The 14,112-nt window shown below is 69.6% G+C and carries 12 protein-coding genes and 1 riboswitch; of the genes, 8 read left to right on the top strand and 4 right to left on the bottom strand.

Annotated features, from left to right (window positions below; translation table 11 throughout):
- Positions 1–79: 79 nt before the first annotated feature.
- From ACH34R_RS41850 to ACH34R_RS41820, 7 genes are all read left to right on the top strand, one after another.
- Positions 80–637 carry an RNA polymerase sigma factor gene (locus ACH34R_RS41850; protein WP_397567195.1) on the top strand — a complete coding sequence of 186 codons (558 nt, stop codon included), beginning with the start codon at positions 80–82 and terminating at the stop codon, positions 635–637.
- Between the two features lie 124 nt (positions 638–761).
- Positions 762–906: riboswitch (SAM riboswitch) on the top strand.
- A 15-nt stretch (positions 907–921) separates the two neighbouring features.
- Positions 922–2,187 (top strand): threonine synthase, encoded by a 1,266-nt coding sequence (gene thrC, locus ACH34R_RS41845; protein WP_397567174.1) that lies wholly within the window; start codon positions 922–924, stop codon positions 2,185–2,187.
- A gap of 29 nt (positions 2,188–2,216) precedes the next feature.
- On the top strand, positions 2,217–2,498 hold the full coding sequence (locus ACH34R_RS41840) for a MoaD/ThiS family protein (protein ID WP_397567173.1): 282 nt from the start codon (positions 2,217–2,219) through the stop codon (positions 2,496–2,498).
- A gap of 1,586 nt (positions 2,499–4,084) precedes the next feature.
- Positions 4,085–4,285, top strand: a complete 201-nt coding sequence (locus ACH34R_RS41835) for a cold-shock protein (protein WP_106250594.1) — start codon at positions 4,085–4,087, stop codon at positions 4,283–4,285.
- Positions 4,286–4,837: 552 nt separating this feature from the next.
- The gene (gene groL, locus ACH34R_RS41830; RefSeq protein ID WP_111169567.1) at positions 4,838–6,463 is read left to right on the top strand and encodes a chaperonin GroEL; all 1,626 of its coding nucleotides are present in this window, start codon (positions 4,838–4,840) and stop codon (positions 6,461–6,463) included.
- A 260-nt stretch (positions 6,464–6,723) separates the two neighbouring features.
- Positions 6,724–7,485 (top strand): L,D-transpeptidase, encoded by a 762-nt coding sequence (locus ACH34R_RS41825; RefSeq protein ID WP_397567172.1) that lies wholly within the window; start codon positions 6,724–6,726, stop codon positions 7,483–7,485.
- A 59-nt stretch (positions 7,486–7,544) separates the two neighbouring features.
- Positions 7,545–8,345, top strand: a complete 801-nt coding sequence (locus ACH34R_RS41820; RefSeq protein ID WP_397567171.1) for a choice-of-anchor P family protein — start codon at positions 7,545–7,547, stop codon at positions 8,343–8,345.
- 154 nt (positions 8,346–8,499) lie between these two features.
- On the opposite strand, the gene ACH34R_RS41815 is transcribed toward ACH34R_RS41820, so the two are convergent.
- The gene (locus ACH34R_RS41815) at positions 8,500–8,931 is read right to left on the bottom strand and encodes a GNAT family N-acetyltransferase (RefSeq protein ID WP_397567170.1); all 432 of its coding nucleotides are present in this window, start codon (positions 8,929–8,931) and stop codon (positions 8,500–8,502) included.
- A 14-nt stretch (positions 8,932–8,945) separates the two neighbouring features.
- On the bottom strand, positions 8,946–11,009 hold the full coding sequence (locus tag ACH34R_RS41810) for a HelD family protein (protein ID WP_397567169.1): 2,064 nt from the start codon (positions 11,007–11,009) through the stop codon (positions 8,946–8,948).
- Positions 11,010–11,261: 252 nt separating this feature from the next.
- Between ACH34R_RS41810 and ACH34R_RS41805 the strand changes: the two genes are divergently transcribed.
- Positions 11,262–11,543, top strand: a complete 282-nt coding sequence (locus ACH34R_RS41805) for a hypothetical protein (RefSeq protein WP_397567168.1) — start codon at positions 11,262–11,264, stop codon at positions 11,541–11,543.
- Positions 11,544–11,858: 315 nt separating this feature from the next.
- Here ACH34R_RS41805 and ACH34R_RS41800 read toward each other — a convergent pair whose 3' ends face one another.
- Positions 11,859–13,523: a DNA repair helicase XPB gene (locus ACH34R_RS41800; RefSeq protein WP_397567167.1), complete on the bottom strand. Its 1,665-nt coding sequence runs from the start codon at positions 13,521–13,523 to the stop codon at positions 11,859–11,861.
- A 103-nt stretch (positions 13,524–13,626) separates the two neighbouring features.
- The gene (locus tag ACH34R_RS41795) at positions 13,627–14,070 is read right to left on the bottom strand and encodes a hypothetical protein (RefSeq protein WP_397567166.1); all 444 of its coding nucleotides are present in this window, start codon (positions 14,068–14,070) and stop codon (positions 13,627–13,629) included.
- Between the last annotated feature and the right edge of the window lie 42 nt (positions 14,071–14,112).

Below are 14,112 nucleotides of genomic sequence, written 5' to 3'. Positions count from 1 at the left end.
TGGGACGCTTGCGGGAAGGTTAACCAACCCTGATCCCTGACCATAGGATGTCCAGGACTCACGGCTGATGGGGACCCGAATGGCGCTGGACGAGACGACCGAGCAACTGGCCCGCGCCGCCGCGCAGGGTGACCACCGGGCACTCGGCGAGCTGCTGCGGCGGATCGAGCCCGACGTGCTGCGGCACTGTGGCCGCATCCTTCCCTACCACCACGACGCCGAGGAGGCGTGCCAGGACACCCTGCTCGCCGTGGCCCGCAACATCGGCCGGTTCGAGGGGCGGGCACGGTTCAGCACCTGGCTGCACATCGTGACGGCCAACTGCGCGCGCACGACGTACCGCACGCTCAAGCGCCGGGCGGCCGAGCAGAGTTCGGACGAGCTGCCCATGCAGCGGCCCGACGTCCGCAGGGTGAGCGTGATCGCGGGGTCGCGGCTCGACCTGCTCGACGCGATGGAGGCGCTGGAGGCCGACAAGCCGGACCTCGCGCAGGCGCTGGTGTTACGTGACATCTGCCAGCTCGACTACGCGGAGGTGGCAGAGCAGCTCCAGATCCCGCTCGGCACGGCCAAGTCACGCATCCACCAGGCGCGCAAGTTCGTGCAGGCGGCTCTGGGCGACGCCTACGGAGGCTGATCCGGACCGATCTCTGGACGGTTGCCGTCTTGAATGTTGAGATGGCTCGTCACGGATGTCCGATTGCCGGGTAGAGTGCGAGCGAGCCTGTGCGTCAGGCTCGCCAGACTTCACAACTTCATATTGCTCATCCAGAGGGGTGGAGGGACCGGCCCTGCGAAGCCCCGGCAACCTTCCCGGTGATCAGCGCTCGCGACATGGCGAGAGGCCGGCCGGGACAGGTGCCAAATCCGGCCTGTGATCAAGGCGGTCGCAGGCGAAGATGAGGGAAAGGCCTCGCTTCCATGGCGCTCGCGACACACGACAAGCCCGCCACCACCGACTTCGGCGCCGCCGTCGCCCTCTCCTGCCGCGAGTGCGGCACCCGTTACGACCTCGGCCCTGACTTCGCCTGTATCGAGTGTTTCGGCCCTCTGGAGGTCGCCTACGAGTTCGGGCCGGTCACGCGCGAGGAGATCGCGGCGGGGCCGGCCAACGTATGGCGGTACCGCGCGCTGCTCCCGGTACCGGCCGACGTGGCGGACAAGCCCAACCTGGCCCCCGGCTGGACCAAGCTGGTGCGGGCCGACCGGCTGGCCGCCGAGCTGGGCCTGCGCTCGCTGCACATCAAGGACGACTCGGGCAATCCCACCCACTCCTTCAAGGACCGTGTGGTGGCCATCGCCGTCGAGGCCGCCCGCAACTTCGGCTTCCACACCCTGTCCTGCTCCTCGACGGGCAACCTCGCGGGCGCGGTCACGGCGGCGGCGGCGCGGGCCGGGCTCGACGCCTGCGTGTTCATCCCCGCCGACCTGGAGCAGGCCAAGGTGGTCATGGGGTCGGTGTACGGCGGCAGGCTCGTCGGCATCGAGGGCACCTACGACGAGGTCAACCGGTTCTGCTCGGAGCTGATCGGCGACCCGCTGGGCGACAAGTGGGGGTTCGTCAACGTCAACCTGCGGCCCTACTACGCGGAGGGCTCCAAGACCCTCGCCTACGAGATCGCCGAGCAGCTCGGATGGCGGCTGCCCGAGCAGATCGTGATCCCGATCGCGTCCGGCTCGCAGCTCACCAAGATCGACAAGGGCTTCGCCGAACTGATCAAGCTGGGCCTGGTCGAGGACCGGCCCTACAAGGTCATCGGGGCGCAGGCGGCGGGGTGCGCGCCGGTGGCGACGGCGTTCCGCGCCGGGCATGACGTGATCAAGCCCGTCAAGCCGAACACCATCGCCAAGTCGCTGGCCATCGGCAACCCGGCGGACGCGCCGTACGTGCTGGACATCGTCCGCCGTACCGGCGGGGTGGTGGAAGATGTCACCGACGACCAGATCGTGGACGCGATCCGGCTGCTGGCCCGCACCGAGGGCATCTTCGCCGAGACTGCGGGCGGCGTGACCGTCGGGGTCCTGACCAAGCTGGTCCGCGAGGGCCGCCTCGACCTCGAGGCCGAGACCGTGGTCCTCAACACCGGCGACGGCCTGAAGACCCTCGACGCGGTCGCGGACCACGCGCGTCCCTCGGCGGTGATCCGCCCGTCCCTCGACGCCTTCCGCGCGACCGTTGCCGAGTGAACCGCATATCTGACGAAAGTGAGCTGAAAATGAGCGTTTCTGTGCGTATTCCGACGATTTTGCGCACATACACCGATGGTGCGGCGGAGGTCGGCGGGGAGGGCGCGACGCTGCGCGAGGTCTTCCAGAAGCTGGACGCGGACTATCCGGGCATCGGGGCCCGCATCCTGGACGAATCCGGAAAGATCCGGCGTTTTGTGAACGTGTATGTGGGGGATGAGGACGTCCGTTTTTCGGATGGCCTCGACACGGCGACGCCTGAAGGCGTTCAGGTCTCCGTCATCCCGGCGGTCGCGGGAGGCGCCCGCTGAGGGTGTCCCCAGCGGTACATTTCGGTGTCCTGGACGGGAGCGAGCGAGTACGGCGGTACGGCGTCGCTCGCCCCGATACCGAACCGGCATGATCGCCCGGCGCCCGGAGCCCCCCACCATCACGGCACCACCGGGCCGACCGCGACGACGACCCCCGCCAGGAGCCCGCTAAGGCGGGCCGTATGCGCCTCCGGCCCTTGCCGGTGGCGGCCTGCTGAGTGCGGCCCTTACAGCGGCCCGAGCCGGGGGCCTGCTGAGGTGGGGCCTTGCGGTGGCGGCCTGTGCTGGGAGCCTGCTGGGCGGGGCGCATTTGCGTCCGGTCTGGCCTGGGGGCATCCGCTCCCGCGTGTGCACACTCGGCCCTAGGTCCCGGGCCATCCGCTTCTGCGTGCGTGTCTGGCCTTGCTTCGGCCGCCTGCTCCTTTGACGCACGGTGCCCGCGCCGGCGGGCGCTGGCGGGGGGCCGGGACCGTGTAGGGGGTACGCGGTATGTGGTGGGGGCGGGTTGATCGACGGGGCGGCGGGTAGATCATTCTTCGTGGCCGCGTCGGATGTGTGCCGTCTGCCGAGTATGTCGTCCCGGTATGGGACCAGCTCCGCCATGCCCGCGTTCCACCGCCGGCACAGCGGCCCATCCGCGCCCCCCGCAAGCCTCAGGACAGGCGGTGAGCTCGGCTAAAAGCCCGCCTGGCACGTGATAGCCGTGCCTCGGTAATCGGCACTATTACGGATGTCGGCGCTTGACTGGCACGCCTTCACCTCCCGCCGGTGCCGTATTCGGCGTTCCCTCGCCGCCATTCCCGCCAGGGCCTGTGCCGGGCTTCCGCCCACCGGTCGCCGCGCCGGATTGCGGCCCCCGGGGCGGCCGGTGCCGGGGGCGGACTTGTGACATGAGGGCTTACCGGCCCTATTGGCCGACACCCCGGTCGGTCAGCCCTGACTCACCTGTCAGACCCGAGTGTGACTGATGGGTATTCGTGTGTTTGCGTACCGCTATTTCCGCACCGCGTCAGAGGTGAGGGTCATTCGCGTTTGGGGTGTTCGGATGTCCGTACGACGGCCGCTCCCGCCCCCCGGAAGCGCTCCCACCTGCTAGGAGAGGCCCCGGCGGGGAGGCGGTGGTTACAGAACTCCAACCACTTCATTACATCGGGTGGGGGCCCATAACGGGGCGAGGGGGTTGGGGTGCTGTGTGCGGGTTGTGCGGGAAGCGTCGCAGTCCGTGGAGGGAATGGGGTTATGGCCCTGGAAGTCTGTGCCCGGGGCGCCCCAAGACGGGCGGCTAAGCGGGCACTGTTCCATTCCCGTCATAGGTAATGGTGCAAGATTTAACCATAGATTCGATGGAAGAAAAGTCTCTCAACAAGCTATGAGCGAACGTCAAGAGTGAGTTTGCGCCCTGACTCTGTTGCTCAATGCCGTCCCACAGGTATGGTCGAGTTCGATCGACGTAGCCGAGTACGAGTAAGAAGTTGGTCTCCCAACTATCCGGGAGTTCCACACTTCCGGCTCTATCTCCGCCTCGGAGATCGCGGGCCGCGCAGAGGAATGGGTGCGGCCCGGAGCCCAGCAAGAGGAGTCGGAAAGTGGCGCAGGGCACCGTCAAGTGGTTCAACGCGGACAAGGGCTACGGCTTCATCGCGGTAGACGGTGGTAAGGATGTGTTTGTCCATTACTCGGCAATCATGATGGACGGTTACCGTTCGTTGGAGCAGGGCCAGCGGGTGGAGTTCGAGATCACCCAGGGGCAGAAGGGGCCCCAGGCTGAGTCCGTCCGGACGGTCTGAGCCGCATAGCCGGCCCGTCGGCGTCGAGGGTGACCCCGAGCCGCCGGGCAGGTGAGGCGGGTCATCCACACGTGGAACGTCTGGTGGGCCGGTGTGTCCGGAAAGCGTGCGGCAGCGCAGTCCGCGCGGTTCCGCCGGATGCCGCCGGCCCACCCGAAGGGACCGGGCCTTCCCCTTTCCGCAGTTCGGTCCCTTTCCTTACCGCAAAAACTGCACAATCACACAAACACACGCCGTATCCAGATCCGCCGGTGGCCGGTGACCCTCACCAGGCCACCGGCGGATCAGCGTTGCGGGCGACGCGCGCGGGCGCCCCAGGAGGGGTGAGAGATCGGCAGGTCAGCAGGTCACAAGGGTTCACGCTTGCACTCCCCGGGGTAGAGTGCTAAACAGTTCGTTGGCACTCTCCTGTCGAGAGTGACAAACCGGGATCGAGGCGATGGGGCCTCGCCGACCACGACGTCCGGTGTCGTGCGGAAGCGGGTCCACATGCCGTCGCGGGCGTCGGCTCGATCCGCTGCAAGCCACCCTGTATCTGGGAGGTCTAGCCTTATGGCAGCCAAGATGATCGCGTTTGACGAGGACGCCCGGCGCGGTCTCGAGCGCGGTATGAACCAGCTCGCCGACGCCGTGAAGGTGACCCTTGGGCCCAAGGGCCGCAACGTCGTGCTGGAGAAGAAGTGGGGCGCCCCCACGATCACCAACGACGGTGTGTCGATCGCCAAGGAGATCGAGCTGGAGGACCCGTGGGAGAAGATCGGGGCCGAGCTCGTCAAGGAGGTCGCCAAGAAGACCGACGACGTCGCGGGTGACGGCACCACCACGGCCACCGTGCTCGCCCAGGCGCTGGTCCGCGAAGGACTGCGCAACGTGGCGGCGGGCGCCAACCCGATGGCCCTGAAGAAGGGCATCGAGGCGGCCGTGGAGCGGGTCAGCGAGGAGCTGTCCAAGCTGGCCAAGGACGTGGAGACCAAGGAGCAGATCGCCTCCACCGCGTCCATCTCCGCCGCCGACCCTGAGATCGGCTCGCTCATCGCCGAGGCGATGGACAAGGTCGGCAAGGAAGGCGTCATCACCGTCGAGGAGAGCAACACCTTCGGGCTGGAGCTGGAGCTCACCGAGGGCATGCGCTTCGACAAGGGCTACGTCTCGGGCTACTTCGTGACCGACCCCGAGCGCATGGAGGCGGTCTTCGAGGACGCCTACATCCTCATCGTCAACTCCAAGATCTCGGCCAACAAGGACCTGCTGCCGCTGCTCGACAAGGTCGTGCAGGCCGGCAAGCCGCTGGTCATCATCGCCGAGGACATCGAGGGCGAGGCCCTGGCCACCCTCGTGGTCAACAAGATCCGTGGCCTGTTCCGCTCCGTCGCGGTCAAGGCGCCGGGCTTCGGTGACCGTCGTAAGGCCATGCTGGGCGACATCGCCACGCTGACCGGTGGCCAGGTGGTCTCCGAGGAGCTGGGCCTGAAGCTGGAGACGGCGGGCCTGGACCTGCTGGGCCGGGCGCGGAAGATCGTGGTGACCAAGGACGAGACCACGATCGTGGACGGCGCCGGGGATGCCGAGCAGATCGCCGGCCGGGTGAACCAGATCCGGGCCGAGATCGACAACACCGATTCGGACTACGACCGGGAGAAGCTGCAGGAGCGGCTGGCCAAGCTGGCCGGCGGCGTTGCGGTGATCAAGGCCGGTGCGGCGACCGAGGTGGAGCTGAAGGAGCGCAAGCACCGCATCGAGGACGCGGTCCGCAACGCCAAGGCGGCCGTGGAGGAGGGCATCGTGCCCGGCGGTGGTGTGGCGCTGCTGCAGGCGGGCACCAAGGCGTTCGACAAGCTGGAGCTGTCGGGCGATGAGGCGACCGGCGCGGCGATCGTGCGCAAGTCGCTGGAGGAGCCGCTGAAGCAGATCGCGGTGAACGCGGGGCTTGAGGGCGGCGTGGTCGTGGAGAAGGTGCGCAACCTGACCCCGGGTGAGGGCCTGAACGCGGCGACGGGCGAGTACGTCAACATGTTCCAGGCGGGCATTCTGGACCCGGCGAAGGTGACCCGTTCGGCGCTGCAGAACGCGGCGTCGATCGCGGCGCTGTTCCTGACGACCGAGGCCGTCATCGCCGAGAAGCCGGAGAAGGAGAAGGCTCCGGCGATGCCGGGCGGCGGCGGCGACATGGACTTCTGAGTCCGCGTCACCACGTCACCACAGCGACACAAAGAGGGCGGCTCCCATCGGGGGCCGCCCTCTTCGCGTTCCGGCGGCTCGTTCCGTGGCCTCGAACGGCGGCTCGCGGGCGGGACAAGGCCGGTTCTGCGGCGGGCAGGGCCGAGGGGGCGTGTGCCAGCGGCCCGTAAACCCTGGGTCTGCACTTGTCCGTGCGGCTGATCGGCCGATCGGGGCCTCGATAGTGTCCCCCGGGTCGGACAGCCAGCAGGGGAGCTTTCATGAGCCAGCGAGCGGCGAGGAGGAGACCGTACGGCGGCATCTCCATCGTGGCCGTGCTCATGATGTTCGCGGCGGGTTCGAGCGTGTCGCCTGAGGCGGGGATGACCTTCCTGCCGCAGGCGACCACGTTCACGGCGCTGGGCGGGGTGGCGCGGGACACCGCGCCGCTTTCGGAGGGGACGGGCGTGGTGGTTCATCCGGTCGGCGATCGGCCGGTCCACGCGCGTCCCGGCGGTCCGCCCGTCGCGGTGTTGCCGAGTCTGCAGCTCGGCAACCCGACGTGGGTGCCCGTCGTCCAGACCAGGCCAGGATGGCTCAAGGTCCTTCTTCCTTCGCGTCCCAACCGCGCGACAGGGTGGATCTCCGGGGCGGGGGGCGGCCTTCGGGTCGCTCGGACGCCCTACCTGGTCAGGGTCGAAAGGGCGGCGCGGCGTCTGACGGTCTACAGGTCCGGGCGGGCGATCGGCCGGTGGACCGTCGGAGTGGGCGCTCCCAAGACGCCCACTCCGCTGGGGCGGACCTTCGTGCTCGCGTTGCTGCGCGGGCAGGGAGAGTCCGGCTCGACTGTCATGCCCACGGGAACGCATTCCGCAACGCTGGATTCCTACGGTGGCGGGCCGGGGACCGTTGCGTTCCATGGCTGGCCCGACAAGTCGGTCTTCGGCAGGGCCGTCAGTCACGGGTGCATCCGAGCGCCCGACAGCGCGCTCGAAGCGCTGTCGCGGGTACCGCTCGGCACCGTCGTCATCATCACGCGCTAGGCGTCCGCCGGAGCACCACGCCTGGCCGCATTCGAAATCTGTCACCCACAGGGGGGAAAATGGGTCTCAGCAGACACCTCGTCGGGGCTGCGGCACTCGCCATCGCCGCCGCCTCGACGCTGGTGAGCGCCGCCGCGTCGGCCTCACAGGCGAGTACCGACTCGCCGTCCACCGCCCACGTGCTCTCGGCGAACGGGCCGGTGCACATCAACCCGATTCCGAAGGTCGAGTCGCCGCAGGGCCAGGCGGCCCGCAGGGTCGCGCTGGGCAGCCACGAAGACCAGCTCATCACCGCCACCGGCCTGCTGGCCACGGCGGACGAGTCCCGCTCCGAGGCCAGCGCGGCGCACATCCGCACGCTGGAGAAGCGGATCACCGCGGACGCCATCAAGTCCACGTGCGCGGGCGGCGAAGGGGTCACCACCCTGGCCGGCGCCCGTATCGGGGACCGCCCCATCGAGGCGAACCCCGCGCCCAACACCACCATCCCGGTGGACCTCGGCAAGGCCGGCACCGCTTCGGTCACGCTGAACAAGCAGGTCCGGGGGGCTGACGGCCGGCTGAACGTCACCGGCATGGCGGTGACCGTCCCGGTCAGCGAGGGCAAGTCCCAGACGGTGGACGTCGCCTCTGTCGCGTGCGGCGGCACGGGCGAGGACGCCGGCTCCATCGACCAGAGCGCCGACAACGGCGACCACGGCGACCAGGGCGCCCACGAGGACGGCAGCGCCGTGGACCGGGCCCAGGAGGGCGACGCGATCAAGCCGGCCGACGTCTCCGACGTGGTGCGGCGGGACAAGGTCGAGGAGGCGGCCCCGGCCCCGGTGCCGGCAGAGGTCGACCTCCCGGTCGCCGGCTGATCAACGGTCCGCGACCGTAACAGGCCCCGGGACCACGACAGGGCCCGGGACCGTGATAGGCGGGGGCATGGGGAACGACGGCCGGTAGAACTCGTTCCACAGCCCCCGCCGGCTCATTTCCGGACGGCCGCCGCGCGCGGCGGTGGGGCCGGGGTCATCGGGGGAGCGGCTTGACCCAGCGCCGCCACTGCGGCTGGCGGGTGTAGCCCGCGGCGTTCCAGGCGTGGTGCGCGAGGGCATTGTCCTGGAGCACCATCGCGTCGGCGCGGAACGCGCCGAACCGGATGAACCGCGCCTCCGCGGCGGCCAGCAGCGTCGTCGCGATCCGCTTGCGCCGGTGATCGGGATGTACGGCCAGGCGGTAGAAGTGCGCGCGCCAGCCGTCCCAGCCCGCGATCAGCGTGCCGACCAGCTCCCCGTCCAGCTCGGCGAGGAGCAGCGCCTCGGGGTCGTGCCGGATCAGCGCGGTCACCTGATCGGCGGAATCGTGCCGGTCGGTGTCCTCCGCCGCCTCGCGCCAGAAGTCCAGCACCGGCGCGATGTCCGCCAGAGTGCCGAACCGAACTTCTACCCCAAATTCCCCCATAAACCGAAAAACTACTACGAAACCGACGGCGACCCGTCGACGAGGGCGGCCGGTAGCTCATGGGCGTGTACGACGGTCAGCGTGGTGACCGCACGGGTCAGCACCACGTACAGGCGGGCCAGGCCGCGAGGTTCGGCGGCCACGATGTCGGCCGGTTCCACGACGATCACATGGTCGTACTCAAGGCCCTTGGCCAGCGTCGCCGGGACCATCAGCAGGCGGTGCTCGCCCGTGGAGTCGGGGCCGAGGACGCCGTGCTCCAGGCCGGCCGTGCCGAGCGCGGCCGACAGGGCGGCGACGGCGGCGTCAGGGGCGATCACGCCGATCGATCCCTCGCGGCCGAGCGCTTGCCGGACCGCGGTCTCGACCGCGCCGGGCAGGGCGTCGGCGGCGGCCCGCCGTACCGAAAGGGAGCCCGCGCCGGGCCGCAGCGAACGCGGGACGGCCAGCTCAGGGGCCACCTCGGGGAGCAGCCTCGCGGCGAAGTCCAGGACCTCCCTGGGCACCCGGAAGCCGAGCGTCAGCTCGGTCACCTCGCCGGAGTCGCGGCCCAGGTGGGTGAGCACCGCGTGCCACGAGCGGGTCGACCACGGCGTGGTGCCCTGGGCGAGGTCGCCGAGCACGGTCGCCGACCCGGTACGGCAGCGCCGTCCGAGCGCGCGCAACTGCATGGGCGAGAGGTCTTGCGCCTCGTCCACCACGACGTGGCCGATGGACGGCGTGCGCTCGATGAGGTCGGCCAGCTCGTCCAGCAGCGCCGCGTCGGCCGCCGTCCATTTGGCCGACCTGTGCGACCGCGGCGGCTTGGCCCAGGTCAGCAGCTCGCGCTCGGCCGGTTCGAGGTCGGATCTGGCGGATCCGGCCAGGAACTCGGCGTCGCTCAGCAGGCGGAACAGAACCTGCTCGGGCGTCACCTTCGGCCACACGGCGTCAAGGATCTGCTTGACCGGCTTGGAGCGGGCGACCGCGTCCTGGACTCGGTCGTCCGGCGACTCGCCGCGCTGTTCCATCCGCACCAGCACGGCGTGCGCCAGCCGTTGCGCGAGGGCGGCGCGGCCGGGGCCGTACCGGGTGGTGCCGCGCAGCGAGGCGACGATCTCGCGTACCTCGTGGTCGGCGACCCGGAAGCGGCTCGCCCCGCGGGTGTAGAGGACGCCCTCGGTGGGCTTGGTGACGTGCAGCCACAGCGCGCGCTTCAGGATCGCGGCCATCCGGGGGTCGCCCTTGAGCGTGGCCACCGCCGGGTCTTCGGGGGCCGCGTGCTGGCCGACGATGCCGGCGATGGTGGTCTGTTCCACCTTGACCTCGCCCAGCGCGGGGAGCACCGAGGAGATGTAGGACAGGAACGCGCGGTTCGGGCCGACGATCATGACGCCGGAGCGGGCCAGCTTCTCCCGGTGGGTGAACAGCAGGTACGCGGCCCGGTGCAGCCCCACGGCGGTCTTGCCGGTGCCCGGCGCGCCCTGCACGCACACGGTCAGGCCCAGGTCGGCACGGACGATGTCGTCCTGGTCGGGCTGGATGGTGGCGACGATGTCGCGCATCGGGCCGGTGCGCGGGCGCTCGATCTCCTCGGTGAGGATGCGGGAGGCGGCGGGCGCGTCGCCGTCGCCGCCTTCGAGGTGCTCGTCCTCGAAGGCGGTCAGCGTACCGCCGTGGTAGCCGAACCTGCGGCGGCGCGTGATGTCCATCGGCTGGGCCGGGCTGGCCTGGTAGAAGGCCCGGGAGACCGGGGCGCGCCAGTCGATGACGAGCGGGCGGCTGCTCTCGTCGTGGATGTGCCGGCGGCCGACGTAGATCGTGCCGGGCAGGTCGTCGTCGGCCGAGCGGTCCAGGCGGCCGAAGAAGAGCGGCGCGTCGGGGTGGTCGGCCAGCGCCTCCACCCGCTCGTCCAGCAGGGCCTGGAGGATCTGCTGGGATACCCAGTCGCCCGCCGCGTCGGCGGACAGCGACCGGGCGTGTTCGCGCATCGTGCGCAACGCCGCGCGGGAGACGGTCAGGTGCTGCCGCTCGGCGGCGAGTACGTCGCCGGGGTCGTCACCCTCCCGTATGTCTGGGGTGAGCCTGTTCGCGGGCATGCTGAAGCGGCCTCCTTGCCGGATCGGGGACGGTACGGCGGCGCGGGGGAGCCGCGCGCGCGTACGACGTTGGAACGGAGGTGATGATTGGATTGAGGTCAGAACCCACTAGCCTAGCGCTACGGCGAGCGGGGGCTCCACGTATTAAATCGGCGCGCTTCGCGGCGGGTTCGCTGACTGAGATGGTGCCGGACCGGGTAATTTTGCGGAGTGACACGCCGGCAAGTTGCGATATCTCCTGTTATACCGACCGTGGCGGTGCTGCTGCTGGCCGCACTGTGGGGTGCGTCGGTCTACGCGGGGTGGGGGCTTGAGGCGTTCTGTTCGCCGGGGGAGCCGGGGGATCAGTGCGCCCGCCGGTTGGAGGTGGTCTCCACGATCTCCGGCCTGTTCGCGGTGGTGGCGGGAAGCTCTTCGGTGGCGGCGTGGCTGACGCGCTCGCCGCGGGCCTTCCTGCCGCTCATGATCGTGGCGATCGGGGCGTGGGTGGCTGCGGAGGCCGTGTTGTTCTTGGGGGGAATGCTCGTCGGGTGATTATTCCGGCACCGTGCGTCATTCTAGGAGTTTTTCCGGAAAAAGCCTCGCGAGTCCGGTGATTGGATCGGATCATGGGGTATGCCGCAGTTGGCCAAGGCCGGGCCAAGCGAGGGGGTGGTGGGAATGTCAAAGACCCGCGGAATCTCGTGGACCTGACAAATCCGTGACGTGTTCGCCAGCGTCCAGCCGGTTCGCCGGCGTCCAGCCGGGCGATCGGCTATTCGCCGGCGAGCACGTCAGCAAACGCCTCGCGTTATATGTCCGGCTTTGCGTGGAATGTTGCTATTAGTCGTGATCGGTCGCTATCGGGCGCTATGAGTCCGCTGAGGGCCGGTCTTCTCTGAGCACGTCGTCGGCGTCGACGATCTGGTAGGCGTACCCCTGTTCGGCCAGGAAGCGCTGCCGGTGTGCGGCGAACTCCTGGTCCACGGTGTCGCGGCTGACCACCGAGTAGAAGCGGGCCCCGCCGCCGCCCGCCTTCGGGCGCAGCACCCGGCCGAGCCGCTGGGCCTCCTCCTGCCGTGAGCCGAAGGTGCCCGAGACCTGGATGGCGATCGACGCCTCCGGCAGGTCGATGGAGAAGTTCGCGACCTTGGACACCACCAGCACCCGGAGTTCCTTGTCGCGGAACGCCTGGAACAGCCGCTCCCGCTCGCGGATGCGGGTTTCGCCCTTGATGACCGGCGCGCCGAGATGGTCGCCCAGCTCGTCGAGCTGGTCGATGTACTGGCCGATGACCAGCACCTGCTCATCCGTGTGGCGGCGGACCAGCGCCTCGGCGACCCTGGTCTTGGCCGGGGTGCTCGCGCAGAACCGGTAGCGCTCGTCGGCCTCCGCCATCGCGTACGCCAGCCGCTCGTCATCGCTCAGCGTGACACGGACCTCGACGCAGTCGGCCGGGGCGATCCAGCCCTGGTTTTCCATCTCCTTCCACGGCGAGTCGTACCGCTTGGGCCCGATCAGCGAGAACACGTCGCCCTCCCGGCCGTCCTCGCGCACCAGCGTGGCGGTCAGCCCGAGGCGGCGGCGGGCCTGGAGGTCGGCCGTCATCCGGAAGATCGGCGCGGGCAGCAGGTGGACCTCGTCGTAGACGACCAGCCCCCAGTCGCGGGCGTCGAACAGCTCAAGGTGCCGGTAGACGCCCTGCCGCCGGGTGGTCATCACCTGGTACGTCGCGATGGTGACCGGGCGGATCTCCTTGCGGGTGCCGGTGTACTCGCCGATCTCCGACTCGGTCAGCGACGTGCGGCGCAGCAGCTCCTGCTTCCACTGGTGGGCGCTGACCGTGTTGGTCACCAGGATCAGCGTCGTGGCCTGGGCGTGTGCCATCGCGGTCGCGCCGACGATGGTCTTGCCCGCGCCGCACGGCAGCACGACCACGCCGGACCCGCCGTGCCAGAACGAGTCGGCCGCGTCGCGCTGGTACTGGCGCACCTGCCAGCCGTCCTCGTTGAGCTTGATCGGGTGGGCCTCGCCGTCCACGTAGCCGGCCAGGTCCTCGGCGGGCCAGCCCAGCTTGAGCAGAGCCTGCTTGAGGGTGCCGCGCTCGGACGGGTGGACGGCCACGGAGTCGCCGTCGATGCGCGGGCCGAGCAGCGGCGCGATCTTCTTGGACCGCAGCACCTCCTCAAGGACCGCCCGGTCGGAGGAGGACAGCGCCAGCCCGTGGACAGGGTGCTTCTCCAGGCGCAGCCTGCCGTACCTGGCCATCGTCTCGGCCACGTCGACCAGCAGCGCGTGCGGGACCGGGTAGCGGCTGTGCGCGATCAGCGCGTCCACCACCTGCTCGGCGTCGTGACCCGCGGCGCGGGCGTTCCACAGCGCCAGTGGGGTGACCCGGTAGGTGTGGACGTGCTCGGGCGCGCGTTCCAGCTCGGCGAACGGCGCGATCGCCTTACGGCACGCGTCGGCCGCGGGGTGATCGACCTCCAGCAGCAGGGTCTTGTCGGACTGGACGATCAGCGGGCCGTCGTTCAAGGCTGTCTCCTGGGGGTCCGTACGGCTGACCTCTATCCAACAAGACGGCGGGTCCCCGCAATCCCGCGAACGGTTAAAACGTGGGCCGCGGCCCACGGGGCGGTCAGATCAAGTCCTGGTTGGCCGCCACGATGATCAGTACGAGGCCCACGACCAGCAGGGCGATGTTGATGCCGATGCTGATCCAGGCCCAGCGCAGAAGGGTCCGCGCCCGGTCGGGCTCGGTGTCCACCCTGCTGAGCGCGATGCCGGAAAGGATCGCCCCGGCGACGCCGCCGAGGGTGACATAGCAACTGAAGCCCAGGACGATGCTGACGACCAGGGCGATGATGGCGTGCGTGCGCGGCGCGTCCGGGTTGCGGTACTGCGGGTATCCCTGGCCGTAACCGTAGGGTGGATACTGCCCGTATCCGGGCTGCCCGTAACCCGGTTGTCCATAACCCGGCTGCCCCTGGTCCGACTCCCCGTACCCCGGCTGACCCGGAGCAGGCCCGTACCCCGGCTGCCCGTAGCCCGGCCCCTGAGGGTCATCTGGTGGGGTGCTCACTTCGTGTCTTTCGTTCGGCCGTGCGTGGACACGTCAAGAGAT

This window comes from Spongiactinospora sp. 9N601 (assembly GCF_044326295.1).
In the GTDB taxonomy this organism is placed as follows: Bacteria; Actinomycetota; Actinomycetes; order Streptosporangiales; family Streptosporangiaceae; genus Spongiactinospora; species Spongiactinospora gelatinilytica.
The sequence above is the reverse complement of the archived record's forward strand: the minus strand, read 5'-3'. Positions and strand labels throughout refer to the sequence as shown.

Coding starts and splice junctions, on each gene's coding strand:
- thrC (WP_397567174.1), top strand. CDS start 922: ATGGCGCTCGCGACACACGACAAGCCCGCCACCACCGACTTCGGCGCC.
- groL (WP_111169567.1), top strand. CDS start 4,838: ATGGCAGCCAAGATGATCGCGTTTGACGAGGACGCCCGGCGCGGTCTC.
- ACH34R_RS41850 (WP_397567195.1), top strand. CDS start 80: ATGGCGCTGGACGAGACGACCGAGCAACTGGCCCGCGCCGCCGCGCAG.
- ACH34R_RS41810 (WP_397567169.1), bottom strand. CDS start 11,009: ATGCCCGCGAACAGGCTCACCCCAGACATACGGGAGGGTGACGACCCC.
- ACH34R_RS41815 (WP_397567170.1), bottom strand. CDS start 8,931: ATGGGGGAATTTGGGGTAGAAGTTCGGTTCGGCACTCTGGCGGACATC.
- ACH34R_RS41840 (WP_397567173.1), top strand. CDS start 2,217: ATGAGCGTTTCTGTGCGTATTCCGACGATTTTGCGCACATACACCGAT.
- ACH34R_RS41825 (WP_397567172.1), top strand. CDS start 6,724: ATGAGCCAGCGAGCGGCGAGGAGGAGACCGTACGGCGGCATCTCCATC.
- ACH34R_RS41820 (WP_397567171.1), top strand. CDS start 7,545: ATGGGTCTCAGCAGACACCTCGTCGGGGCTGCGGCACTCGCCATCGCC.